Annotated in this window: 23 protein-coding genes; 17 read left to right on the top strand and 6 right to left on the bottom strand. The window is 72.5% G+C overall.

The annotated features are described in order from the left end of the window. Positions 1-5 precede the first annotated feature (5 nt). Entirely contained in the window at positions 6-833 is an 828-nt protein-coding gene (locus AC07FJ_RS26980) for a MerR family transcriptional regulator (RefSeq protein ID WP_479051888.1), read from the top strand. On the opposite strand, the gene AC07FJ_RS26975 is transcribed toward AC07FJ_RS26980, so the two are convergent. Together AC07FJ_RS26975 and AC07FJ_RS26970 are read right to left on the bottom strand one after the other, a co-directional pair. Next, positions 820-2,178, bottom strand: coding sequence for a polysialyltransferase family glycosyltransferase (locus AC07FJ_RS26975; RefSeq protein ID WP_479051887.1), 1,359 nt, complete (start codon positions 2,176-2,178; stop codon positions 820-822). The genes AC07FJ_RS26980 and AC07FJ_RS26975 overlap by 14 nt on opposite strands. After that, positions 2,175-3,158, bottom strand: coding sequence for a glycosyltransferase family 2 protein (locus tag AC07FJ_RS26970; RefSeq protein ID WP_479051886.1), 984 nt, complete (start codon positions 3,156-3,158; stop codon positions 2,175-2,177). Before AC07FJ_RS26970 ends, AC07FJ_RS26975 begins: the two co-directional genes overlap by 4 nt. A 176-nt stretch (positions 3,159-3,334) precedes the next feature. On the opposite strand from AC07FJ_RS26970, the gene AC07FJ_RS26965 reads away from it, so the two are divergent. The 13 genes from AC07FJ_RS26965 to AC07FJ_RS26905 all read left to right on the top strand — a co-directional run bounded on the left by AC07FJ_RS26965 (position 3,335) and on the right by AC07FJ_RS26905 (position 17,567). Beyond that, complete coding sequence (locus AC07FJ_RS26965; protein WP_479051885.1) at positions 3,335-4,624, top strand: DUF6716 putative glycosyltransferase; 1,290 nt, start codon at positions 3,335-3,337, stop codon at positions 4,622-4,624. Next, a complete protein-coding gene (locus AC07FJ_RS26960; RefSeq protein ID WP_479051884.1) occupies positions 4,621-5,841 on the top strand; it encodes a cytidylyltransferase domain-containing protein in 1,221 nt (406 codons plus the stop codon). Before AC07FJ_RS26965 ends, AC07FJ_RS26960 begins: the two co-directional genes overlap by 4 nt. Before the next feature lie 13 nt (positions 5,842-5,854). Continuing rightward, positions 5,855-6,742, top strand: a complete 888-nt coding sequence (locus AC07FJ_RS26955; RefSeq protein ID WP_479051883.1) for an N-acetylneuraminate synthase family protein — start codon at positions 5,855-5,857, stop codon at positions 6,740-6,742. After that, the gene (locus AC07FJ_RS26950) at positions 6,739-7,785 is read left to right on the top strand and encodes a hypothetical protein (protein WP_479051882.1); all 1,047 of its coding nucleotides are present in this window, start codon (positions 6,739-6,741) and stop codon (positions 7,783-7,785) included. Before AC07FJ_RS26955 ends, AC07FJ_RS26950 begins: the two co-directional genes overlap by 4 nt. A gap of 214 nt (positions 7,786-7,999) precedes the next feature. Next, positions 8,000-9,226: an amidohydrolase gene (locus tag AC07FJ_RS26945; RefSeq protein ID WP_479052127.1), complete on the top strand. Its 1,227-nt coding sequence runs from the start codon at positions 8,000-8,002 to the stop codon at positions 9,224-9,226. Positions 9,227-9,512: 286 nt separating this feature from the next. Continuing rightward, entirely contained in the window at positions 9,513-10,556 is a 1,044-nt protein-coding gene (locus tag AC07FJ_RS26940; RefSeq protein WP_479051881.1) for a BMP family lipoprotein, read from the top strand. A gap of 193 nt (positions 10,557-10,749) precedes the next feature. Continuing rightward, positions 10,750-12,342: an ABC transporter ATP-binding protein gene (locus tag AC07FJ_RS26935; protein ID WP_361421646.1), complete on the top strand. Its 1,593-nt coding sequence runs from the start codon at positions 10,750-10,752 to the stop codon at positions 12,340-12,342. Continuing rightward, positions 12,339-13,448: an ABC transporter permease gene (locus AC07FJ_RS26930; RefSeq protein ID WP_479051880.1), complete on the top strand. Its 1,110-nt coding sequence runs from the start codon at positions 12,339-12,341 to the stop codon at positions 13,446-13,448. The genes AC07FJ_RS26935 and AC07FJ_RS26930 overlap by 4 nt, the downstream gene beginning before the upstream one ends. After that, positions 13,445-14,716, top strand: a complete 1,272-nt coding sequence (locus tag AC07FJ_RS26925) for an ABC transporter permease (RefSeq protein ID WP_479051879.1) — start codon at positions 13,445-13,447, stop codon at positions 14,714-14,716. Before AC07FJ_RS26930 ends, AC07FJ_RS26925 begins: the two co-directional genes overlap by 4 nt. Beyond that, the gene (locus tag AC07FJ_RS26920) at positions 14,713-15,108 is read left to right on the top strand and encodes a cytidine deaminase (RefSeq protein WP_479051878.1); all 396 of its coding nucleotides are present in this window, start codon (positions 14,713-14,715) and stop codon (positions 15,106-15,108) included. Before AC07FJ_RS26925 ends, AC07FJ_RS26920 begins: the two co-directional genes overlap by 4 nt. A gap of 80 nt (positions 15,109-15,188) precedes the next feature. After that, entirely contained in the window at positions 15,189-16,466 is a 1,278-nt protein-coding gene (locus AC07FJ_RS26915; protein ID WP_479051877.1) for a thymidine phosphorylase, read from the top strand. An 88-nt stretch (positions 16,467-16,554) separates the two neighbouring features. Then, positions 16,555-17,145 carry a Uma2 family endonuclease gene (locus AC07FJ_RS26910; RefSeq protein WP_479051875.1) on the top strand — a complete coding sequence of 197 codons (591 nt, stop codon included), beginning with the start codon at positions 16,555-16,557 and terminating at the stop codon, positions 17,143-17,145. A 74-nt stretch (positions 17,146-17,219) separates the two neighbouring features. Then, positions 17,220-17,567 carry an STAS domain-containing protein gene (locus AC07FJ_RS26905; RefSeq protein WP_479051874.1) on the top strand — a complete coding sequence of 116 codons (348 nt, stop codon included), beginning with the start codon at positions 17,220-17,222 and terminating at the stop codon, positions 17,565-17,567. Here AC07FJ_RS26905 and AC07FJ_RS26900 read toward each other — a convergent pair. The 3 genes from AC07FJ_RS26900 to AC07FJ_RS26890 all read right to left on the bottom strand — a co-directional run bounded on the left by AC07FJ_RS26900 (position 17,500) and on the right by AC07FJ_RS26890 (position 20,558). Continuing rightward, positions 17,500-18,465, bottom strand: a complete 966-nt coding sequence (locus AC07FJ_RS26900) for a sigma-70 family RNA polymerase sigma factor (RefSeq protein WP_479051873.1) — start codon at positions 18,463-18,465, stop codon at positions 17,500-17,502. The genes AC07FJ_RS26905 and AC07FJ_RS26900 overlap by 68 nt on opposite strands. A gap of 68 nt (positions 18,466-18,533) precedes the next feature. Next, complete coding sequence (locus tag AC07FJ_RS26895; protein ID WP_479051872.1) at positions 18,534-19,208, bottom strand: L,D-transpeptidase family protein; 675 nt, start codon at positions 19,206-19,208, stop codon at positions 18,534-18,536. Positions 19,209-19,268: 60 nt separating this feature from the next. Beyond that, positions 19,269-20,558, bottom strand: a complete 1,290-nt coding sequence (locus AC07FJ_RS26890) for an MFS transporter (RefSeq protein WP_479051871.1) — start codon at positions 20,556-20,558, stop codon at positions 19,269-19,271. 62 nt (positions 20,559-20,620) lie between these two features. Between AC07FJ_RS26890 and AC07FJ_RS26885 the strand changes: the two genes are divergently transcribed. Beyond that, on the top strand, positions 20,621-21,580 hold the full coding sequence (locus AC07FJ_RS26885; RefSeq protein WP_361420867.1) for a LysR family transcriptional regulator: 960 nt from the start codon (positions 20,621-20,623) through the stop codon (positions 21,578-21,580). Between the two features lie 57 nt (positions 21,581-21,637). On the opposite strand, the gene AC07FJ_RS26880 is transcribed toward AC07FJ_RS26885, so the two are convergent. Continuing rightward, positions 21,638-22,408, bottom strand: a complete 771-nt coding sequence (locus AC07FJ_RS26880; protein ID WP_479051870.1) for an alpha/beta fold hydrolase — start codon at positions 22,406-22,408, stop codon at positions 21,638-21,640. Between the two features lie 110 nt (positions 22,409-22,518). Between AC07FJ_RS26880 and AC07FJ_RS26875 the strand changes: the two genes are divergently transcribed. Together AC07FJ_RS26875 and AC07FJ_RS26870 are read left to right on the top strand one after the other, a co-directional pair. Beyond that, positions 22,519-23,664 (top strand): adenosine deaminase, encoded by a 1,146-nt coding sequence (locus AC07FJ_RS26875; protein ID WP_479051869.1) that lies wholly within the window; start codon positions 22,519-22,521, stop codon positions 23,662-23,664. Between the two features lie 138 nt (positions 23,665-23,802). Next, complete coding sequence (locus AC07FJ_RS26870) at positions 23,803-24,117, top strand: hypothetical protein (protein WP_479051868.1); 315 nt, start codon at positions 23,803-23,805, stop codon at positions 24,115-24,117. Positions 24,118-24,130 lie beyond the last annotated feature (13 nt).

The following is a 24,130-nucleotide window of genomic DNA, read 5'->3' as shown; positions in this document are numbered from 1 at the left end:
GCGTCATGTTCACCATCGGAGACTTCCCCAGACACGGTCGGGTGTCGGTCCGGATGCTGCGCCACTACGACGCGATCGGACTGCTGCGCCCCGCCCATGTCGACCCGTACAGCGGCTACCGCTTCTACGAGGCGGCTCAGCTCGCCCGGCTCAACCGCGTCATCGCGCTCAAGGACCTCGGCTTCACGCTCGACCAGGTGCGGTCGATCCTCGACGAACACGTCGGGGCCGAGGAACTGCGCGGGATGCTGCGGCTGCGCCGGGCCGAGCTGGAGTCGGCCATGAGTGAGGCGGCCGCCCGGCTGGCACAGGTCGGGGCGAGGCTCCAGGCCATCGAGAGCGAGGGGCGCATGTCCACACAGGACGTCGTCGTCAAGAGCATTCCCGCCACCCGGATCGCCGAACTGACCGGCATCGCCGGGGGCTTCGGTCCGGACCAGATCGGCCCGGTCATCGCTCCCCTGTACCAGGAGCTGTGCGCCCGGCTGGAGGCCGCCGGGGTCACCGGCTTCGGCCCGGGCATCGCCCACTACGAGGACGCCCCGGCGGGTGACGGCTCGATCGTCGTCCACGCGGGGATGACGGTCCCCGCCGGCGTCACCGCCGTCCCCGATGTGGAGATCGTCGACCTGCCCGCCCTGGAGCAGGCGGCGACGGTCGTCCACCGGGGCCCGATGGACGCCCTGCTGCCCACCCTCCAGACCTTGGCCACCTGGATCGACACCAACGGCTACCGTTCGGCGGGCTACTCCCGCGAGCTGTACCTGGAGTGGTCCGAGGACGAGACGAAGTGGGTGACGGAGATCCAGGAGCCGGTCGTCAGGGCGTCCTGACCAGCGCGCGCCGGAGCCGCCGGGCCTGCCGGGCCAGGCGCCGGGTCAGCGCGTTGCGCGGCACGCGCAGGCCGCCCGGTACGCCGCCGGGGAGGCCGAGGACGGTCAGGCGGCGGCGCTTGAAGTAGCGGCGGGTGCCGGTGTCCAGATGGGCGGCGAGGTACCGCTCCGCCGCCGGGCGGAGGTCCGGGCGGACCTGGGGGCGCATCGCGAAGCCCACGGCGTGGAGGAGGCCGGTGAGGTCGTCCACGTCGTGGGTCTCGCCGGTCTCCAGGTCCGGCAGCAGCGCGTCCGCCAGCGTCACCGGCACCCGGTTGCTGTTCTGGTACGGGGTGAGCCGGTCCAGCAGCGGCTCCGTGCCCAGACGGGCGACCGGGATGCCGTAGAAGCGGTCCGCCGTGAACAGCGCGGTCGAGAAGCAGGCCACCACCAGCACGGGCCGCAGCCGCCGGAAGAGCACCTCCGCGAGGACGGGCCGGTCGCAGACGGTCAGTTCGGCGTCCAGCGCCGCCGCCTCCCGCTCCAGGGCCCGCAGCCAGGAGGCGGGTGCCACGGGGTGCGGCTTGAAGACGAGCCTGCGGTGCCCGCGCGCCACCGCGCCGCGCACCATCCGCAGGTGCAGGGCCTCCTCCTCGGCGGGGGAGAGGATCCCGAGCGCCGACAGGTACTGCCCGAGCAGCAACGCCCCGCCTTCCGGAAGCCCGCCCTCGGAAAGCCGGCCGTCCGGAAGCCCGCCGCCCGCGAGCTCCTCCGCCGTCAGCTCGTCGACCACCTTGCGGAACACCTCCGCCGGTACGGCCTCGGGCACGGCCCCGAACTCCGCCAGCAGCAGCGGCCGCAGGTCCTCCACCAGCTCCAGGTGCAGCAGCCGCCGCACCCGCTCGCCGACCAGCGGGTCCAGCTTCACGCGGGTCGGGCCGTAGCTCATCAGCCCGTCCGCGTACACGTCGACGGGCGCGTCCGGGAACAGCTGCGCGAGCGTGAGCGCGGGCGCGACCTGGAGGGACTCGACGACCAGCTCCACCCGCTCGCCCTCCCCGAGCCCCCACAGCAGCCGCAGGTACCGCTCCCACAGCGGTACGTCGTCGGGGCGCGGCGACCACCCGCCCGGGTGGAAGGGCGCGATGGCCTCGTTCCACGACAGGACGGCGTCGAAGCGGGGGCGCAGCCGCTCGAAGCCGGGCATCCGGTCGAGCGGGACGGCCGTCTCGGGCGCCGCCGCGTTGTTGGCGACCAGCAGCAGCCGCCGGTCCGCCGGCGTCCCCGCGAAGCAGCCGCTGTCGAGCGCGGCGGCGAGCGTCACGGCCCCGTACAGCGTCGACGCGAGGAAGACGCGCGTGGTCACGCCGCCACCCCCGCCCGGAGGCCGGCCGGGCGCCGGTGGAGCCTGCGCAGCAGCGACGCCCGTTCGTCGTCCATCGTGTCGAGGGCGTCCCTCAGCACGTCCTGCGGCAGGCGGCGCAGCGCCGCCGCGCTCCGGCCGCGCAGGGCGCGCGCGACCGGCCGTTCGAACCGGTCGATCGCACCCACGTGGTGCGCGATGATCGCGCAGTACGTGCGCACCGCTTTCGGCAGGAGCCGAGCGGAATCCGGATCAGCGGCCGTTTCCTCGATGACGAGGTCGAAAGCCCGGAGGAAATCCAGCTGCCGCGCGTCGCCGATCTGGGTGAGGGAGGAGGAAACTCCCCGCCGGTAGAAAACACCGAGTGTGCTGACCGCCGCGAAGGAATCCGCCTCCCGGTGCAGCCGCCATATCCACGGCCGGTCCTCGGCGGTGCGCAGTCCGTCGGTGAAATGCAGCAGCCCCCGGTCGACGAGCCGCCGGTGGTACATGCCGGCCCACGCGTACGGATAGTCCACCGACGTGGACCGCTCGGCCGGCAGGATCGCGTCGCGCGGCCGCAGCACCTCCCCGCGCCGCCCCACCGGTACGCGGTGCACCGTCCGCGCCTTCCCCTTGCACTGCACGTGGTCCGTGCGGACGAAGTCGCACCCCAACTCCTCGATGGCGGCGAGGAGTCGGGCCAGCTGGCCGGGCGCCAGCCAGTCGTCGCCGTCGAGGAAGGCGAGGTACTCGCCGCGCGCCGCGTCGATGCCGGTGTTGCGGGCGGTGGCGAGCCCGGCGTTGCGCTCGTGCCGCAGCAGCACCGCCCCCGGGAGCGTGCGGGCGGCCCGCCGCAGGATGTCGTGCGTCGCATCCGTCGAACAGTCGTCGACGAGCAGGAATTCGAAGTCGTCGCGGGCGTTGGCCCGCAGACTTTCCAGGGTTTCCGGGGCGTATGTCTGCACGTTGTAGAACGGCACGACGACGGAGAGCTTGACCACCCGCCCGACGCTAGGCGCGGCCCCGGCATTCGCCCTGACGGGTAAAGGGATGCGCGGTGAACGCTGAGCGGCGCGCTCCTTAACCGGATCGCCGGCCGAATGCCGCCCAGTGCTGTTCACCCTTTGTTGCGGCCCTGTTGGGCCGCGAAGCGGAATGCCTTCCTAACGTCCTCGGCGTGCCTTCCACACGTACCGGCAGCAGCAGCGCAGCGGTGCGGATCGCGGTCCTCGCCGATTCCGACACCCGCTGGAAGTGGGGCGCCCTCACCGCGCGCCGCCTCACCCCGCCCGGACCGGCTCCCCAGATCAGCGGCTACGTGCTGCGCGGCCGGGCCACCCCGACCGCCCGTCAGCTCGCCGAGGTCGGCGCCGGCATCGGCGTACCCCGCGAGGTGACCGGCGCAGAGTTCCTGCGCGCGATACGGGAGGAGGCGTACGACGTCGTCGTCCTCGCGCTCGTCGGCGGCACGGTCCAGGCGCTGCTGCACGGCCTGGCCGGGATGGTGCTGCCCCGCCGCCCGGTCGTCGTCACCGGCTACGTCGGCGTCGTGTACGAGAAGCTCGCCGACGGGCTGCTGCTGCGGCACGGCGCCGACGTCGTCCTCGCCAACTCGCGCCACGACGCCGAGCGCTTCCGGGCGGTGTACGAAGGCGTCGGCGCGGACGCGTCGGCGGTGGTGGAGGCCGCGCTGCCGTTCCTCGGTGGGGCGCCGTACGCGCCGGAGCCCGGCCGCGACACGGTGGTCTTCGCCGCGCAGCCGTCCGTGCCCGCGACCCGCGAGGAGCGCGCGTACCTGCTGCGCCGGCTGGCCGAGCACGCCCGGCTGCACCCGGACCGCGAGGTGCTGCTGAAGCTGCGCTCCAAGCCGGGCGAGCACACCACGCACCTGGAGGAGCACCCGTACCAGAAGCTGGCGCGCGGCCCGCTGCCGCCCAACCTCCGCCTGGTCCACGGCCACATGGGCGAGGTGCTCGACCGTACCGACCTGCTGGTCACGGTCTCGTCCACGGCCGCGCTGGAGGCCCTGCACCGGCGCGTCCCGACGGCCGTCCTGACCGACCTGGGCGTGCGCGAGGCGCTCGGCAACCACCACTTCCTCGGCTCCGGCCTGCTCACCTCCTGGGACGCCCTCGACGCCGGCCACCGCCCCACGCCCGACCCGTCCTGGCTCGCCGCGCAGGGAGTCGCGCCGGACGGCTCGTACGCCACGGCCTTCGACGCCGCCCGCACCCGCGTGCGGGAGCTGCTGGACCGGCCGGTGCCGCCGCCCCTCGCGCCGTACTACACGCACCGGACCGCCCCCGGCTACCTTCCCGGCGTCCTCGGCCGCCACCGCCTCGACGCCGAGGCGGCGGCACCGGCGGCGTCCGCCGCCCGGCGCGTGCTGCGGGACGCGGCGCGCGGGCTGTACCGCCACGGGGTGCAGCGGGTGGCCCCGGTGATTCGCCGCCTGGGGGAGCTGTGACCGGGGCGGACGTGACCGGGGCAGCCGGGGCCGCGCGACCGGCCACGGTGCTGGCCGTCATACCCGCCCGGGGCGGCTCCAAGGGCGTCCCCGGCAAGAACCTCGCCCCGGTGGGCGGCGTCCCGCTGGTCGCCCGCGCGGTACGCGCCTGCCTCGCCGCCCCCCGGGTGACCGACGTCGTCGTCTCCACCGACGACCCCGCCATCGCCGCCGCGGCCCGCGCGGCCGGCGCCCAGGCCGTCGAGCGCCCGGCCGCCCTGTCCGGTGACACCGCCACCAGCGAGGCGGCGGTCCTCCACGCGCTGGACGCCTTCGAGGAGCTCCACGGCCGCCGCGTCGACGTGGTGCTCCTGGTCCAGTGCACGAGCCCCTTCCTCACGGCGTACGACGTCGACGGCGTGGCCGCCGAGATCCAGGAGCGCGGCGCCGACACCGCCCTGACCGTCGCCCCGACGCACGGCTTCCTGTGGAGGGCGCCCAACGACGCGTCGGGGGTGAACCACGACAAGGCCCACCGCCCCCGGCGCCAGGACCGCGAGCCCGAGTACCTGGAGACGGGCGCCGCGTACGGCATGGACGCGCGCGGGTTCCGCGCGCACCGGCACCGCTTCTTCGGGCGGACCGCGCTCGTCGTCACCGACCCCGCACGCGTCCTGGAGATCGACGACCCGCACGACCTCGCCCGCGCCCGCGCCCTCGCCCCGCTCCTCGACGAATCGGTCAGGCCGACCGCCGACGACGTCGACGCCGTGGTCCTCGACTTCGACGGCACCCAGACCGACGACCGGGTGCTCATCGACTCCGACGGCCGCGAGCTCGTCGCCGTCCACCGGGGCGACGGGCTCGGCGTCGCCGCCCTGCGCCGCTCGGGCATCCGGCTGCTGATCCTGTCCACCGAGCGCAACCCCGTCGTCGCCGCCCGCGCCCGCAAGCTCGGCGTCCCCGTCCTGCACGGCGTCGACCGCAAGGACCTCGCCCTGAAGCAGTGGTGCGACGACCACGCCCTCGACCCCCGACGGGTGCTCTACGCCGGCAACGACGTCAACGACCTGCCCTGCTTCGGGCTCGTCGGCTGGCCCGTCGCCGTCGCGAGCGCCCACGACGCCGTACGGGCCGCCGCCCGTGCCGTCACCGAGACCCCCGGCGGCGCCGGCGCGGTCCGCGAGATCGCCGCCTGGCTCCTCGGCCCCACCCTGCACGCCCTCCCCGCCCCGTAAAGGAACCACGAACGTGACCTCCCGCCTGCGCACCATCGGACGCACGACCGTCGGCCCCGACCAGCCCGTCTACGTCACCGGCGAGATCGGCATCAACCACAACGGCGACCTCGACAAGGCGCTCGCCCTCATCGACGCCGCCGCCGACGCGGGCTGCGACGCCGTGAAGTTCCAGAAGCGCACCCCCGAGATCTGCACCCCCCGCGACCAGTGGGACGTCGAGCGCGACACGCCCTGGGGCCGCATGACGTACATCGACTACCGCCACCGCGTCGAGTTCGGCGAGGACGAGTACCGCGCCATCGACGAGCACTGCCGCGCGCGCGGCATCGACTGGTTCGCCTCCCCGTGGGACACCGAGGCCGTCGCCTTCCTGGAGAAGTTCGACCCGCCCGCCCACAAGGTCGCCTCCGCGTCCCTCACCGACGACGAGCTGCTGCGCGCCCTGCGCGCCACCGGCCGGACCGTCATCCTCTCCACCGGCATGTCCACCCCGCGCCAGATCCGCCACGCCGTGGAGGTCCTCGGCAGCGACACCGTCCTGCTGTGCCACGCCACCTCCACGTACCCCGCGAAGGCCGAGGAGCTGAACCTGCGCGTGATCCGGTCCCTCATGCGCGACTACCCCAACATCCCCATCGGCTACAGCGGCCACGAGACCGGCCTCCAGACCACCCTCGCCGCCGTCGCCCTCGGCGCCTGCTTCGTCGAGCGCCACATCACCCTGGACCGCGCCATGTGGGGCTCCGACCAGGCCGCCTCTGTCGAGCCCGGCGGCCTCACCCGCCTCGTCCGCGACATCCGCACCATCGAGACCGCCCTCGGCGACGGGATCAAGAAGGTGTACGAGTCCGAGCTCGCCCCCATGAAGAAGCTCCGCCGCGTCCCGGCCACGGTATGACCGCCGAACACCCGGCCCCCTGCCTGGCTTTCGTGGAGAGCCCGGTCCAGCTGCTCAACGTCCTGGAGTGGGCCCACCACACCGGGCGGCCGCGCCTCACCATCGTCGTCCTGCCGCCCACCGACCCCATGTCACGCGGCCAGCTGCGCCGCATGGCCGGCCTCGCCCGGGACGAGGGCGTCACCGTCCGCTGGCAGGAGGCCCGCCTCGGGCGCGGCGCCCTGCCGCGCACCCTGCGGGAGCTGGCGCCGCTGCTGCGCGGCGCGGAGCGCGTGCTCGTGGGCGACCCGTTCTCGCGGTACGTGCAGCTGCTGCTGACGCTCTTCGGGCCGCGCGCCGTCACCGTCGTGGACGACGGCACGGCGACGATGGAGTTCACGGAGCGGCTGGCGCGCGGCGAACGGCTCGTCCGCTGGCACCGGCGCGGCCACGGCCTCACCCCGCGCGAGCTGGCCCTGGCGCCGGTGACCGCCCTCGCCCGCCGCAGGCTCGCCCCCGGGCGGCGGCGGGCCGTGGAGGTCTTCACCGCCCTGCCGGTCGAGGCGCCGCCGGGCGCCACCGTCACGCCGAACCGCTTCGCCTGGACCCGCGAGCGCTTCGGGCCGCCGCGGGTGAGCGGGGGCGCGGACCTGGTCGGCACCTCCCTCGTCGAGACGGGCGTGGTGGAGCCGGAACCGTACGTGGCGGCCGTCGCCGCCCTCGCCGCGGCGCACGGCGCGACCCGGTACTTCGCGCACCGCCGCGAGAGCGTCGAGAAGCTGCACCGCATCGCCGCCGGGACCGGCCTGGAGATCGTGCGCCCCGAGCTCCCGCTGGAGCTGATCGCCCGGCGCGGCCCGATCGGCCGTACCGTGCTGAGCTTCCCCTCCACGGTCGTCCACACCCTCCCGCTGGCGCTGGCCGGCACCGGGGTCCGGATCGCGGTGTGCGAGGTGGCGCCGGAGTGGCTGCGGGCGGGCGCGTCGCCGCGGGCGCGCGGGTTCCTGGCGGCGGTGACGGAGTCGGCACGCACGGCACACGGACCGGGCCTCACGGTCGCGTGAGCGGCGAGGGAGCGGCGAGGAGCGGCGACCGCGCGGCAATCGAGCGGAGACCGAGCGGCGATCGAAACAAGGTCGAAAACGCGTGAGCTTACCCACTTCGCTCGCCGCTCAAGCCCGCCCAACCAGGTTTCTTTCCCCTAACGGGCTGAAGTTTTGTAGATCACACGTTAGTTGAGGGGGGAACGCGCCTACCCTGTCATGGGTGAACAAGTTGATGTCCCGCGACCTCGAAACCGACGTTCCCGCCGAAACACCTCTGCTCGGAGCGCTGCCCGACGCGCTGCGCGCCGAGCTGATCGCCTTCCGCCGGGATGTGCACATGCACCCCGAGCTCGGTTTCCAGGAATTCCGTACGACGGCCGCGCTCAAGACCCGCCTGGAGGCGGCCGGGCTGCGCCCGCGGGTGCTGCCCGGCGGTACGGGGCTGACGTGTGACATCGGCAGAGGGGACGGCGCCCGTCCCATGCTCGCCCTCCGCGCGGACATCGACGCGCTGCCCATCCCCGACACCAAGACGGACGTGCCGTACCGCTCCACCGTGCCGGACCGCGCGCACGCCTGCGGCCACGACGTCCACACGACGGTGGTCCTGGGCGCCGGGCTCGTCCTGGCGGACCTCGACCGGCAGGGGCTGCTGCCCCAGCCCGTCCGGCTGATCTTCCAGCCCGCCGAGGAGGTGCTGCCCGGCGGCGCGGTCGAGGCGATCGACGCCGGCGCGCTGGACGGCGTGGGCCGGATCATCGCCGTGCACTGCGACCCGCGCGTCGACGCCGGGCGCATCGGACTGCGCACCGGGGCCATCACCTCGGCGTGCGACCGCCTGGAGGTCACCCTCGGGGGCCCCGGCGGCCACACCGCGCGCCCCCACCTGACGACGGACCTCGTCACCGCGGCCGCCCGCGTGGCGACCGACGCGCCCGCCGTCCTCGCCCGCCGCATCGACGCCCGCGCCGGGCTGGCCCTCACGTGGGGCCGCATCGAGTGCGGCCACGCGCCGAACGTCATCCCGCAACACGCCGAGCTCGGCGGCACCGTGCGCTGCCTGGACCTGGCGGCCTGGCGCGACGCCCCGGACCAGGTGTACGCCGCGATCGACGAGGTGGCGACGCTGCACGGCGCGAAGTGCCAGATCGAGTACGTGCGCGGCGTCCCCCCGGTCGTCAACGACGCGACCGTGGCGGGCCTGCTGCAGGACGCGATGACCCGGCGCTACGGCGCGTACACCATCGAGGACACCGAGCAGAGCCTCGGCGGCGAGGACTTCTCCTGGTACCTCGAACACGTCCCGGGCGCCATGGCCCGCCTGGGCGTCCGCCGCCCCGGCGACCCCGCCAAGCACGACCTCCACCGCGGCGACTTCGACGTGGACGAGTCCGCCATCAAGGTGGGCGTCGAACTCTTCACGGCGGCGGCCCTGCTCGACGCCGAGCGCTTGGCCTAGGTGAGCCCTTCGAGGCGGGGCCCCTCCGGGGCGGGGCAGCCCCTCCGCGCTGGGGTGAACACCCCCGGAGGGGCGGCCGCTTCGACACGGGCTGTCGTCGCTTCACTACGCCGCGCCGCGCGGCCGAAAGGCGCCGTACCGCCCGCCGCTACGCCAACGACGTGGGCTGTTCGCGTCGATCTGGTAACGGCTACCGAACAGGCCTTTACCTGACATCTACGCGCGTTACGATCGCCGCGAAACCAGCGCCGGAAGTGGCGCTTCGGTCAGGTCGAAGGAGCCCCCCTTGCGCCGGATCACGAGGATCGCAACAGTCAGTGTTGCCTCCGCGGCACTCGCGCTCAGCGCCACCGCGTGTGGCGGAAAGTCGTCGGACACCGCTTCCGGCGGCGACCCGAAGGCGGCCATCGCGTACGACGTCGGCGGCCGCGGTGACCAGTCCTTCAACGACGCCGCCTTCGCCGGCCTCGAGAAGGCCGAGAAGGACCTCGGCATCAAGGGCACCGAGGCGGAGCCCAGCGAGGGCGAGGGCGACCCGGACAAGGTCCAGCGCCTCACCGAGCTGGCCCGCGCCGGCAACAACCCGGTCATCGGCGTCGGCTTCGCCTACGCGCCGGCCATCGCCGAGGTCGCGCCGAAGTTCCCGAAGACCACCTTCGGCCTCATCGACGACACGTCCAAGACCGGCAAGAACATCGCCAACCTGGTCTTCAACGAGGAGCAGGGCTCCTACCTGGCCGGCGTCGCCGCCGCCAAGGTGACCAAGTCCAAGACGGTCGGCTTCATCGGCGGTGTCGAGACCCCGCTGATCAAGAAGTTCGAGGCGGGCTTCGTCCAGGGCGTCAAGGACACCAACAAGGACGTCAACGTCAAGGTCCAGTACCTGACGCAGCCGCCGGACTTCGGTGGCTTCTCGAAGCCGGACCTTGGCAAGGCCGCCGCGCAGGGCCAGATCGACGCGGGCGCCGACGTGGTGTACGCCGCCGCGGGCCTCGCCGGCTCGGGCTCCATCGAGGCCGCCGCCAAGGCCAAGAAGTGGGCCATCGGCGTCGACTCCGACCAGTACAACCAGAAGGGCCTCGCCGCCTACAAGGAGTACATCCTCACCTCGGTGACCAAGGACGTCTCCGACTCGGTCTTCAACCTGATCAAGTCGGTCAAGGACGGCAAGCCGCAGTCCGGTGAGATCCGCTACGGCCTGGACAAGGACGGCGTCGGCCTCTCCACGTCGAACCCGGCCTACACCAAGATGACCGACGTGGTCGCCGCGGTGGACAAGGCCAAGGCCGACATCATCGCCGGCAAGATCACGGTCAAGACCGCCCCGTAACGGCGCGGCCGGAACAGCCTGGTTCCGCGGGTCCGGAGAGTGCGGCGCGAGCCGCCTCTCCGGACCCGGGCCATGTCCCGCCCCCGGTTTTTTCCATTCGGGATCGCTACGCGCGTAGAGCCCCGCGTGTCGCGATAGCTTCGAAGGCCATCCCCCCTGCCCTCCGCTCCTTTCCCGCCAAGGAGAGTGCGTCATCAACGCGTCCAGTCCGTCATCGCCGCCGGCTGCGTCGGCCGCCGCCGTAGAGCTGCGCGGCATCACCAAGCGCTTCCCCGGCGTCGTGGCCAACCACGACATCGACATCACCATCCGCAAGGGCACCGTCCACGCCCTGATCGGTGAGAACGGGGCCGGCAAGTCGACCCTGATGAAGATCCTCTACGGCATGCAGAAGCCGGACGAGGGCACCATCACCATCGACGGCAAGCGGGTCTCCTTCTCCAGCCCCGCCGACGCCATCGCCATCGGCATCGGCATGGTCCACCAGCACTTCATGCTGGCCGACAACCTCACGGTGCTGGAGAACGTCGTCCTCGGCAGCGAGAAGCTGTACGGCATCGGGGGCAAGGCCCGTAAGAAGATCATGGAGATCTCGGAGGCGTACGGGCTGAACATCCGCCCGGACGTGCTCGTCGAGCAGCTGGGCGTCGCCGACCGCCAGCGCGTGGAGATCCTGAAGGTCCTCTACCGCGGCGCCCGCACCCTCATCCTCGACGAGCCGACCGCCGTGCTCGTCCCGCAGGAAGTCGACGCGCTCTTCGCCAACCTGCGGGAGCTCAAGGCGGAGGGCCTCACCGTCATCTTCATCTCGCACAAGCTGGGCGAGGTGCTCTCGGTCGCCGACGACATCACCGTCATCCGGCGCGGTACGACGGTGGGCACGGCCGACCCGCGCACCGCCACCACCAAGCAGCTCGCCGAGCTGATGGTCGGCGCCGAGCTGCCGTCGCCGGAGACCCGCGAGTCGACGGTCACGGACGTGCCGATGCTGCGCGTGCAGGACCTGCGGCTGGCGGAGACCGACCCGGACGGCATCGTCCGCGAGGTCCTGGCGGGCATCGACTTCACCATCCACAAGGGCGAGGTCATGGGCATCGCCGGCGTCGAGGGCAACGGCCAGACCGAGCTCATCGAGGCCCTGATCGGCCTGCGCGACCCCGACGGCGGCGTCATCACGCTCGACGGCACCGACATCTCCCACGCGCCGACCCGCAAGCGCCGCGAGGACGGCATCGGGTACATCCCCGAGGACCGCCACCGCCACGGCCTGCTGCTGGAGTCCCCGCTGTGGGAGAACCGCATCCTCGGCCACGTCACCGAGGAGCCCAACAGCAAGCGCGGCATCCTCGACCTCAAGGCGGCCCGCAAGGACACCGAGCGGATCGTGCGCGAGTACGACGTCCGCACCCCCGGCATCGAGGTCACCGCGGCCTCCCTCTCCGGCGGCAACCAGCAGAAGCTGATCGTCGGCCGCGAGATGAGCCACAACCCCAAGTTCCTCATCGCCGCCCACCCCACCCGTGGTGTGGACGTCGGCGCCCAGGCGCAGATCTGGGACCAGATCCGCGCGGCGCGCCGCGAGGGCCTGGCGGTGCTGCTGATCTCCGCCGACCTGGACGAGCTCATCGGGCTCTCCGACACCCTGCGGGTGATGTACCGCGGCCGGCTGGTCGCGGACGCCGACCCCGCCACGATCACCCCGGAGGAGCTGGGCTCGGCCATGACCGGCGCCGCGACCGGCCACCTGGAGCACCACGACGAGACCCCGAACGGTGAGGGCCGATGAAGAAGTTCCAGAAGGACCGGCTGATCCTGGGCCTGGCCGGCCCGGCGCTCGCGCTGGTCGTGGCCTTCCTGCTCACCTCCGTGGTGCTGCTGGTCTCGGACCGTGACCCGATCGAGCCGTACCGGATCATGTTCCAGAGCCTGGAGTTCACCGACATCCAGGTCCTGATCCTCAACCAGACCGGCACGTACTACCTCGCCGCGCTGGCGGTCGCCATCGGCTTCCGGATGAACCTGTTCAACATCGGTGTCGACGGCCAGTACCGCCTCGCGGTGATGCTCGCCGCCGTCGTCGGTGCGGCCGTGGAGCTGCCCGGGCCGCTGCACGTGCTGATGATCGTGGTCGTCGCCATGCTCGTCGGCGCGCTGTGGGCCGGCATCGCGGGCGTCCTGAAGACCACCCGCGGCGTCAGCGAGGTCGTCTCCACGATCATGCTGAACGCCATCGCCACCAGCCTGATCGCCTGGCTGATCCTGCCCGTCAACCTCGGCGTGCAGCCGCCCGGCTCCAACGACCTCACCACCGGTGAGATCGCCGAGTCCGGCTGGATGCCCGGCCTCGACGTGGACGGCGGCACCATCTACGGCTTCACCTTCGTCGCCTTCGCGCTGGGTGTCGTCTACTGGTTCGTCCTCAGCCGCACCCGCTTCGGCTTCGACCTGCGCGCCACCGGCGCGAGCGGTTCCGCCGCCCAGGCGAGCGGTGTCGACGCCAAGCGGATGGTCCTCACCGCCATGCTGATCTCCGGCGCGGTCGCCGGCCTGGCCGGCATGCCGATGCTGCTCGGCCAGACCCACACGTACAGCCTGAGCTTCCCGGTCGGTGTCGGCTTCACGGGCATCACGATCGCGCTGCTGGGCCGCAACAGCCCCGTCGGCATCTTCTTCGCCGCACTGCTCATCGCCTTCCTCGACAAGGCGTCGGCCTCCCTCGACCAGTACGGCTTCGAGAAGGAGATCGCCATGATCATGCAGGGCCTGATCGTGATCTCGGTCGTCGTCGCGTACGAACTGGTCCGGCAGTACGGCCTGCGCCGACAGCAGCAGAAGGTGGGCGAGGAGCTCGCCGCCCAGGCCCGACTGAAGAAGGAGGACGTGGCAGCATGAGCGAGTCCACGAGCACTGTCACGGCCGCTGCCGCGGCGCCCAAGAAGGGCGGCGGACGCCGCAAGCTGTCCCTTCCCGTCATCCTGCTGATCATCGCGGGCGGCCTCGCGCTGTTCTCGCTGGTCCGCGTCATCAGCGGCGCCGACGACCTCACCTCCGTGGGCCAGATCTCCGGCGCCCTCCAGCTGGCCGTCCCCATCGGTCTGGCGGGCCTCGGCGGCCTGTGGTCCGAGCGGGCCGGCGTGGTCAACATCGGCCTCGAAGGCATGATGATCATGGGTACCTGGTTCGGCGCCTGGGCCGGTTACCAGTGGGGCCCGTGGACCGGTGTCGCCCTCGGCATCCTGGGCGGCGCGCTCGGCGGCGTCCTGCACGCGGTCATGACGGTCACCTTCAACGTCAACCACATCGTCTCCGGTGTGGCCATCACCATCCTGGCCACCGGCGCCACCCGCTACCTGTCGAACTTCACCTTCGCCGAGACCCCGGGCGGCTCCTCCAAGCAGTCCCCGCGCATCGACCGCGTCACCGACATCACCATCCCCGGGTTGTCGGACGGGCTGGCCGACCTCCAGGCCAAGCACTGGTTCTTCGTCTCCGACCTCGCGGGCCTGCTCGGCGGCCTGGTCACCAACCTGTCGCTGCTCACCGTCGTCGCGCTGCTGCTCGTCCCCGCCTCCTGGTGGATCCTGTGGCGCACCGGCTTCGGCCTGCGGCTGCGCTCCTGCGGTGAGAACCCGGTGGCCGCCGAGTCCCTCGGCGTCAACGTCTACAAGTACAAGTACATCGCCGTGATCGTCTCCGGCGCCCTCGCGGGCCTCGGCGGCGCCTTCCTCGCCATCGTCTCCACCGGCATCTACCAGGAGGGCCAGACCGGCGGCCGCGGCTACATCGGCCTCGCCGCGATGATCTTCGGCAACTGGATGCCCGGCGGCCTCGCGCTCGGCGCCGGACTCTTCGGCTTCACCGACAGCCTCAAGCTGCGCGGCGGCGCCGAGAACGTGCACGCGATGCTCCTGCTGCTGGCGATCCTGCTCGTCGCGCTCGTCGTCTGGCAGCTGTACAAGAAGAAGTACGTCTCCGCCGCCATCTCGGCCGTCGTCGCCGCGCTGCTGTTCGTCTGGTACGCGGGCACCGACAAGCTGCCCAGCCAGTTCGTGGACGCCGCGCCCTACGTCACCACCCTGCTGGTGCTGGCCCTGTCCGCGCAGCGGCTGCGCATGCCGAAGGCGGACGGCATGCCGTACAAGAGGGGCCAGGGCAAGTGACGCCCGACGACCACCTCTGGGAGTCCCTGCGCGACGCCGCGAGGGAGGCCATGGCGCACGCGTACGCCCCCTACTCGGGGTACGCGGTCGGCGCGGCCGCCCTCGCGGACGACGGCCGCACGGTCACCGGCTGCAACGTGGAGAACGCCTCGTACGGCATCGGCCTGTGCGCCGAGTGCGGCCTGGTCTCCCAGCTCCAGGCCACGGGCGGCGGCCGGCTCACGCACTTCGTGTGCGTGGACGGCCGCGGCCAGGTGCTGGTGCCGTGCGGCCGGTGCCGCCAGCTGCTGTACGAGTTCGGCGGCGACGAGCTGCTGCTGGACACCCCCGCCGGGGTCCTCACCCTCGCCGAGATGCTCCCCCAGGCCTTCGGCCCCCAGCACCTCGCCTAGGGGGTGTCTCGCCGGTCATGCCGGGCCGGCCTGATCGACACGACACCCCGCAGAAGCCACTGGAAGGAAACACCCACCCCATGGACGCGATTTCCGTCATCCGCACCAAGCGGGACGGGGGCGAGCTGAGCCCCGAGCAGATCGACTGGGTCATCGACGCGTACACGCGCGGCGTCGTCGCGGACGAGCAGATGTCGGCGCTGGCGATGGCGATCCTGCTCAACGGCATGAACCGTACGGAGATCGCCCGCTGGACCGCCGCGATGATCGCCAGCGGCGAGCGCATGGACTTCTCGTCCCTCTCCCGCCCGACCGCCGACAAGCACTCCACGGGCGGCGTCGGCGACAAGATCACGCTGCCGCTCGCCCCGCTGGTCGCCGCGTGCGGCGCGGCCGTGCCGCAGCTCTCCGGCCGGGGCCTCGGCCACACCGGCGGCACGCTCGACAAGCTGGAGTCCATCCCCGGCTGGCGGGCGCTGCTCTCCAACGAGGAGATGCTCCACGTCCTCGACACCACGGGCGCGGTCATCTGCGCGGCCGGCGACGGGCTCGCCCCCGCCGACAAGAAGCTGTACGCGCTGCGCGACGTCACCGGCACGGTCGAGGCGATCCCGCTGATCGCCTCCTCGATCATGTCCAAGAAGATCGCCGAGGGCACCGGCTCGCTGGTCCTGGACGTCAAGGTCGGCTCCGGCGCCTTCATGAAGAACATCGACGACGCCCGCGAACTGGCCTCCACCATGGTGGGCCTGGGCACCGACCACGGTGTGAAGACGGTCGCCCTCCTCACCGACATGGCGACGCCGCTCGGCCTGACGGCGGGCAACGCCCTGGAGGTCCGCGAGTCCGTCGAGGTCCTCGCGGGCGGCGGCCCCGCCGACGTCGTCGAGCTCACCCTCGCGCTCGCCCGCGAGATGCTCGACGCGGCCGGCCTCAAGGACGCCGACCCGGCGAAGGCCCTCGCGGACGGCTCCGCGATGGACGTCTGGCGCCGCATGATCGCCGCCCAGGGCGGCGACCCGGACGCCCCGCTCCCGGTCGCCCGCGAACAGCACGTCGTCACGGCCCCCGCCTCGGGCGTCCTCACCCGCCTCGACGCGTACGGCGTCGGCGTCGCCGCCTGGCGCCTCGGCGCGGGCCGCGCCCGCAAGGAGGACCCGGTCCAGGCGGGCGCGGGCATCGAGCTGCACGCCAAGCCGGGCGACACCGTCACGGCGGGCCAGCCCCTGCTGACCCTCCACACGGACACCCCGGAGAAGTTCGACTACGCCCTGCAGTCCCTGGCCGGCACGTACGACGTCGCGCCCGAGGGCACGACGTACGAGCCGAGCCCGGTGGTGCTGGAGCGCATCGCCTGACACTCGTACGGCTGAACGGGACCGATGGACCTCCGTCGGTCCCGTTCGGCATGCTGGGATCGGTGACGCACCGATAGAGGAGACCGCCATGAGCGCACTCGCCGTCGAACCCGAGCCGAACAGCGGCGAGGACTGGGACCTGCTCGTCTGGGTTCGGGAGGAGACGGGCGTACCCGAGGGCTGCCGGGTGGAGATCATCGAGGGGATCATCACCGTGGCACCGACGCCGTCCTGGGAGCACAGCGATACCGCCGACGAGGTACAGCGCTTGCTGTACACGGTGGTGCCCAGGGATTGGGGCATCTACCACTCCGTCAGTGTCACGGTCCCGGACCGCTTGGGACTGTATGTCCCCGACCTGGCGGTCATCCCCAAGTCCGCGCCTCGTAACTCCCAAGGGCACGTACCGGCAAGCCACGCCCGGCTGGTCGTCGAGGTCACCTCCCGCTGCAACGCGAACCACGACCGGGTCAAGAAGCTTCAGGGCTACGCGACCGCAGGCGTGCCGCTGTACCTGCTCTTGGACCGTTGGCACACTGGAAGGCCCACGGCGACGCTTTACGGGGAGCCGAAGGGCGGGATGTACCGAGTGCTCGCCACCGGAGAGTACGGCGAAAAGATCCACCTGCCGCAGCCGTTCGACGTCACACTCGACACCAGCACGTTTCCGGTCTCATAGCGGCGCCGACTAGCCGAGGCGTCGCAGCGTACGGGCACCGATGAGTTCCCGGCGCGGAACGGGTCTCCCCCCATGTGGACACCACCGAGCCCCTCGTCTTCCGCGTCGCCGGCCCCCTCGGCCCCGACGACGTGCCCCGGCTCTGCGCCGAGCTCGCCGAGCTGCTCGACGGCGCGGGGGCCGGGGTGCCCGTCGACTGCGACGTCGGCGGGGTCGTCCGGCCCGGCCTCGACGCCGTCGAGGCACTCGCGCGGCTGCGGCTCACCGCGCAGCGGCTCGGCCACCCCCTGGCCGTCCGGGGAGCGGCGCCCGGGCTGCGGGCGCTGCTCCGGCTCGTCGGGCTGGAGGCGCTCCTCACGCCTCCAGGCGGTCCGGGAGGTCGAACAACGGGAACCAGCGCTTCACGTCCAGGAACGACGTGATGCCCGAGACCTTCCCGTCCACGATCTCGATGACCATGAGCGCCCACGGGCTGAAGCCGCCCTCCGGGTCCGGGTGGTAGTGCGCGAACGCGGGCGTGCCGTTCGCCACGACCGGCACCAGACGTGAGCCGCGGCAGACCTCGCCGACGCCGAGCATCCAGCCCACGATGTCGTCGTGGCCGCGCAGCCACAGGTCGTAGGGCGGCATGGAGAGCGTCGCGTCCTCGTGGAGGAGGGCGGTCAGGGCCTCCATGTCGTACCCCTCGAAGGCCGCGACGTAGCGCTCGAGGAGCTGCTTCTGCTCCTCGTCGAGCGGGTCGGCCAGGTCCGTGTCGGCCGGGGGCGACTCCGCCAGCGTCGCCCGCGCCCGCTGCAGCGCGCTGTTGACCGAGGCGACCGACGTACCGAGGAGCTCCGCCACCTCGCTCGCCTTCCACGCCAGCACCTCGCGCAGGATCAGCACCGCCCGCTGCTTGGGCGGCAGGTGCTGCAGCGCGGCCACGAACGCCAGCCGCACGGTCTCGCGCGACACGGCCGTCTCCGCCGGGTCCGCCACCGACGGCAGCACCCGCCCGTCCGGCACCGGCTCCAGCCAGGTGAGCTCCGGACGGGCGTTGAGCCGCGCCTGCGCCACCGGTGTCGGGGCCGTCAGGTCCATCGGCCGGGCCCGGCGGTTCCCGGCGTTCAGCGCGTCCAGGCACACGTTCGTCGCGATGCGGTACAGCCACGACCGCAGGGACGAGCGCCCCTCGAACGAGTCGATGGAGCGCCACGCCCGGACCATCGTGTCCTGCACCGCGTCCTCGGCCTCGAAGGCCGACCCCAGCATGCGGTAGCAGTACCCGGTCAGCTCGGTCCGGTACTCCTCCAGCCGGTCCTGCACGGCCGCATCGCCCATGACGTCCACCCCTGTCGCGCTTCCCTGCCTCTCTCACGGAAGCTACAGGAGGCCACTGACAGCCGGGGTCAGGTTCCCGGCTTCCGCCCGTAGACGTACACGTCGTCCCCGTTGCGCAGCAGGTTCCAGTACGCCTTCGCGTCCGCCGGCCGCAGGTTGACGCAGCCGCCCGAACCCGGCGGGTTGTACATGGACTTCTCGACCGAGTGGAACGCCTGCCCGCCGTCGAAGAACTGCGCGTACGGCATCCACACCTTGTAGATGGTCGACCAGTGCTTGATGTTGCGGTGGTAGACCCGCTTGGCGCCGGTCCGGGTCTCCGCGCCGTCCCGCCCCGTGCGCACCGGCACCGGACCGTACGTCAGCTTCGCGCCGTCCTGGATCCAGCTCAGCTGCCGCGTGAGGTCCACGCACGCGATCCGGCCCTTGTTCGTCGGGCACGCGCCCGCCTTGTTGGGCGTCTTGCCGGCCGCCCGCTGCGCCAGCATCGTGTTCATGGTCTGCCACGTCAGGGGCCCGGCGTACCCCACCGACGGCGTTATCCCGTGCGCCTTCTGGAACGACTGGACGGCCTTGCAGTCGGCCGGCGACTGCTTGCCGTCCACCGGCCGCCCGAGGAACTTCTCCACCTGCTTCTGGTACGGCCCCGTCTGCGTCGTACAGGACGCCGCCGCCTGCGCGGGAGCGGCCAGTGCGACCGTCAACGGCACGACCAGCCCCGCGAGTCCGAGGGTGACCCCCACCCCTCTGCGTGTGCGCTTCCCACCCACGTACACCAACCCCCATCCGGTTCGGTGCGGTTGTTATGCCCTTAGGACGCTCCGGGAAGCCGTGCGGTTGTACGTGCGCCGCGATTCACGCTCCTGTACGCGCGCGCTGTGCGTGCCGTACAGGGTGACGGACACGACGCCGAGGACGGCGACGAGCCCCAGCAGGACCGTGCCCGCCCAGCCGCCCGCGTGGAAGGCGACCGCGCCGAGCGTGCCGCCCGCGCTGCTGCCCAGGTAGTACGCCGACTGGTAGAGCGCCGACGCCTGCGCGCGGCCCGTCTTCGCCGTACGGCTCACGGAGGACGAGGCGACCGCGTGGCCCGCGAAGAAGCCCGCCGTGATGAGGACCAGGCCGGCCAGGACGGCGGCCAGCGCGTCCGAGAGGGAGAGCAGCAGGCCCGCCGCGGTCGTGGTCACCGCCAGGTACAGCGCGCCGCGCCGCCCGAGCCGCCCCACCAGCTTGCCGGCCGCGGCCGACGACACCGTACCCACCAGGTAGATCAGGAAGATCGAGCCGATCACGCCCTGCGGGAGCGAGAACGGCGCCTCGACCAGCCGGTAGCCGATCACCGTGTAGACGGCGCCGAAGACCGTCATGAACAGGGCGCCGATCGCGTACAGGCGCATCAGCAGCGGGTCCGCCAGGTGGACGCGCACGGCCTTCGCCAGCGCGCGCGGGCGCAGCGAACCCGGCGCGAAGTGGCGCGCCTTCGGCAGCATCAGCCGGAACACCACCGCGCACACCAGCGCCATCACGCCGACCGCGGCCAGCCCGGCGCGCCAGCCCCACAGCTGGGCCGCCCAGCCGGTGACGATCCGGCCGCTCATGCCGCCGATGGAGTTGCCCGCCACGAACAGGCCGATCGCGGCGACCAGCGCCTTGGGCCGCACCTCCTCCGCCAGGTACGCCATCGCCGACGCGGGCAGCCCCGCGAGCGCGGCGCCCTGGACGGCGCGCAGCGCCACCAGCCAGGAGAGATCCGGCGCGAACGGTACGAGGAGGCCGACGGCGACCGCGACCGCGAGGGAGGCGGTCATCAGGGTCCGGCGCCCGAAGCGCTCCGACAGGGCGCTCAGCGGCAGCACGCACAGCGCGAGCGCGCCGGTCGCGGCGGAGACGGTCCAGCTGGCCGCCGAGGCGCTCACGCCGAAGTCGGCGGAGACGGCGGGGAGCAGGGCCTGGGTCGAGTAGAGGAGGGCGAAGGCGGCCACTCCGGCGGCGAAGAGCGCGAAGCTCATCCGGCGGTAGCCGGGGCGGCCGGGGGCAAGGCGAGTGTCGGCGACCGCGTCGGTGGCGGCCGCCTTGGTACTGGCGGAAGGCATACGACGACGGTAGGCACACCTGTTTCATGCGTCCAATGCATGGAACGGCTTTAATCGTTCCCATGGCGCATCAACACAGCTCACGGGAGTGGCTGTCACCGAACAGTAACGAAGAAGACATGGGGCTGCTGCTCGCGCCGCGCCTCGCGTACTTCGCGGCGGTCGCCCGCCACGAGCACGTGACGCGCGCCGCGCACGAACTCGGCGTCCCGCAGTCGACGTTGTCGCGGGCGGTGGTCCGCCTCGAAGAGGACCTGGGCGTGACGCTGTTCGCGCGCAAGGGCCGCACCGTCTCGCTGACCCCCGCCGGGCGCACCTTCCTCGCCTCCGCCGAGCGCGCGCTGGCCGAGGTGGAGCGCGCCGCCGACACCGTACGCGCCGACGCGGACCCCGCCGCCGGGCGGGTCGCCTTCGGATTCCTGCACACCATGGGCTCGGAGACCGTACCCGAGCTGATCCGCGCCTTCCGCGTGGACCACCCCAAGGTGCGGTTCACCCTCGTCCAGAACTACGGCGAGGCCATGATCGAGCGCCTGCGCTCCGGGGAGTTGGACCTGTGCCTGACCTCCCCCGTCCCCGACGCCCCGGACCTGGTCACCCGGCGCCTCGACGAGCAGCGGCTGCGCCTCGTCGTCCCCGACGACCACCGCCTCGCCGGCCGCAAGCGCGTCCGGCTCGCCGAGGCCGCCGACGAAACCTTCGTCACCCTGGAGCCCGGCTACGGCCTGCGCCGCATCACCGACGCGCTCTGCGCCGAAGCGGGCTTCTCGCCGCGCGTCGCCTTCGAGGGCGAGGAGGCCGAGACCCTCCGCGGCCTGGTCGCGGCCGGGCTCGGCGTCGCCCTCCTGCCGCCCCCGGCGGTCCCGCGCCCCGGCGTCGTCGAACTGACGGTGACGGCCCCGCGCGCGGCCCGCGAGATCGGCGTCGCCTGGCTCGACGGCCACCCGGACACCCCGCCGGTGGCGGCCTTCAAGCGCTTCCTGCTCTCCCGGCGGGGCCGCCTGATCGACGAATCGGCGTGAGCGGACGCGCGCGGCCGGTGACCCGGGCAGCCCGGTGACGCGCCACCCCGAAGGGCCCTACCGCCTCAGCGCCCGCCCGAACCCCGAGGCCAGCGGCATCCGCAGCCCCAGCGGCGGCGGGGCCGCCAGCGCGTCGGCGACGGGGCGCGCGTACGGGCGCGAGAACAGCGCGCCCAGGACGAAGTCGGCCGCCAGGGCGAGGACTTCACCGCGGTGCTCGCGCAGGGCGTGTCCGTCCGAGTGGACCTCGAAGCGGCACGTGTCGCGGTTGACCTTCTTCGCGCGGTCGGCGAGGCGGTAGGACGACTCGGGGTCCGTGCGCGCGTCGTTCGTGCCGTGCACGATCATCACGTGCCGTCCCGCGAGCTGCTTCACCGGTTCGGGGCTGGCCGCCACGTCCTGCTCCGGCAGCCACGGCGCCAGCGCCAGGACGGAGTTGACGGCCGTGTGCCCCGCCGCGCGCAGCGCCGCCCGGCCGCCCATGCCGTGGCCGGCCAGGCAGACCGGCACGTCGCCGTACCGCCGCACCACCTCCGAGGCCGCCCACGCGGCATCCGCCGCGAACAGCGCGTCGGCGCCGTTCCACCCGCGGCCCCGGTAGCGCACCACATGCGCCACCAGCCCCTCCGCCCGGCCCTCGCGCGCCAGCCACCGCGCCAGCGGCAGACACGCCGCGCGCGCCAGCGCCGAGGGCCCGCGCCCGGACGCGGGCGCACCGTCCGGCAGGAGCAGCACCACACCCCCCACCGCCGGCACCCCGGCCCCGACGGGCCGGCCCAACCGAGGAGCACGCGCGCCGCTCGTTCCTACGAGTGCGTGGTTCGCCATGGCAGAACAGTCTCAGAAGTCGAGATGTACTCCATCCGTACGGGCGGTCACTGTTGCGTATCGACGCCGAACAACCCTCCTTCTACGCGCGTAGGGGCTAGAGTTCGAAAATGACGAGCTCCATCCCCAACCTCCCGACCACCGACCAGATCCGCCGCGCGCCCAAGGTGCTCCTCCACGACCACCTCGACGGCGGTCTGCGGCCCGGCACCGTCGTCGAACTGGCCCGGGACGCCGGGTACGGCGCGCTTCCCGAGACCGACGCCGACAGGCTCGGCGTCTGGTTCCGCGAAGCCGCCGACTCCGGCTCCCTGGAGCGCTACCTGGAGACCTTCGCGCACACCTGCGCCGTCATGCAGACCCGCGAGGCCCTCGTCCGCGTCGCCGCCGAGTGCGCCGAGGACCTCGCCGCGGACGGCGTCGTCTACGCCGAGGTGCGGTACGCGCCCGAGCAGCACCTGGACCAGGGCCTGAGCCTGGAGCAGGTCGTCGAAGCCGTCAACGAGGGTTTCCGCCTCGGCGAGCAGCGCGCCCGGGCGGCCGGACACCGTATCCGCGTCGGCGCCCTGCTGACCGCCATGCGGCACGCCGCCCGGGCCCTGGAGATCGCCGAGCTGGCCAACCGCTACCGCGACCGCGGCGTCGTCGGCTTCGACATCGCGGGCGCCGAGGCGGGCTTCCCGCCCACCCGCCACCTCGACGCCTTCGAGTACCTCAAGCGCGAGAACAACCACTTCACCATCCACGCGGGCGAGGCGTTCGGCCTGCCGTCCATCTGGCAGGCGCTCCAGTGGTGCGGCGCCGACCGCCTCGGCCACGGGGTGCGGATCATCGACGACATCGAGGTCGCCGACGACGGCACCGTCGTGCTCGGGCGGCTCGCCGCGTACGTGCGCGACAAGCGCATCCCGCTGGAGATGTGCCCGACGTCCAACCTCCAGACCGGCGCCGCGGCCTCGTACGCCGAGCACCCGATCGGCCTGCTGCGCCGACTGCATTTCCGGGTGACCGTCAATACGGACAACCGCCTCATGTCCGGCACGAGTATGAGCCGGGAATTCGAGCGGCTGGTCGAGACGTTCGGTTACACGCTCGACGACATGCAGTGGTTCACAGTCAATGCGATGAAATCAGCATTCATTCCTTTCGACGAACGCCTGGCCATGATCAACGATGTGATCAAGCCCGGTTACGCCGAGCTCAAGTCCGAATGGCTGTTCACGCAAACCGCTGCGACCAGCGGTTCCGCCTCCTGAACCACCTCGCGGACGGTGACCGGAAACGGCCGGGGCGTGCGCGACCCGGCCGTTTCCGGTGTTTGCGGAGATCGCCGTCGGCTGACTAGCTTGCAGAGCCGCTCATCTTCCCCCGAATTCCCCCGAGGACGATTTTCGATGAAGCACTCCGCCGCCAAGACCCTCGGTGTCGCCGCTCTCGGTGCCGCTTTCGCCGCGACCGCCGCCGGAAACGCGTCCGCGGTCGTCAGCCCCGCCTCCGCCGGCCTCGAGGCCACGAACAAGGTGCTGCCGATGGCCATGCCGCTCGCGGGTGCCGCCATCGAGCAGCTCCCCGGCCAGGCCATGGAGGCGGTGGGCACCGCCCAGGGCCTCACCGGCGCCGTCCAGGGCCTGCCCGTCGACCCGGCCGTGGTGACCGGCCTCCTCGGCGGCCTGCCCGTCGGCGGCAGCCTGCCGGCCGCCGGTCTCTGAGTCCGCAGACCGG

The organism is Streptomyces sp. NPDC045998, from assembly GCF_056430285.1.
The sequence above is the reverse complement of the archived record's forward strand: the minus strand, read 5'-3'. Positions and strand labels throughout refer to the sequence as shown.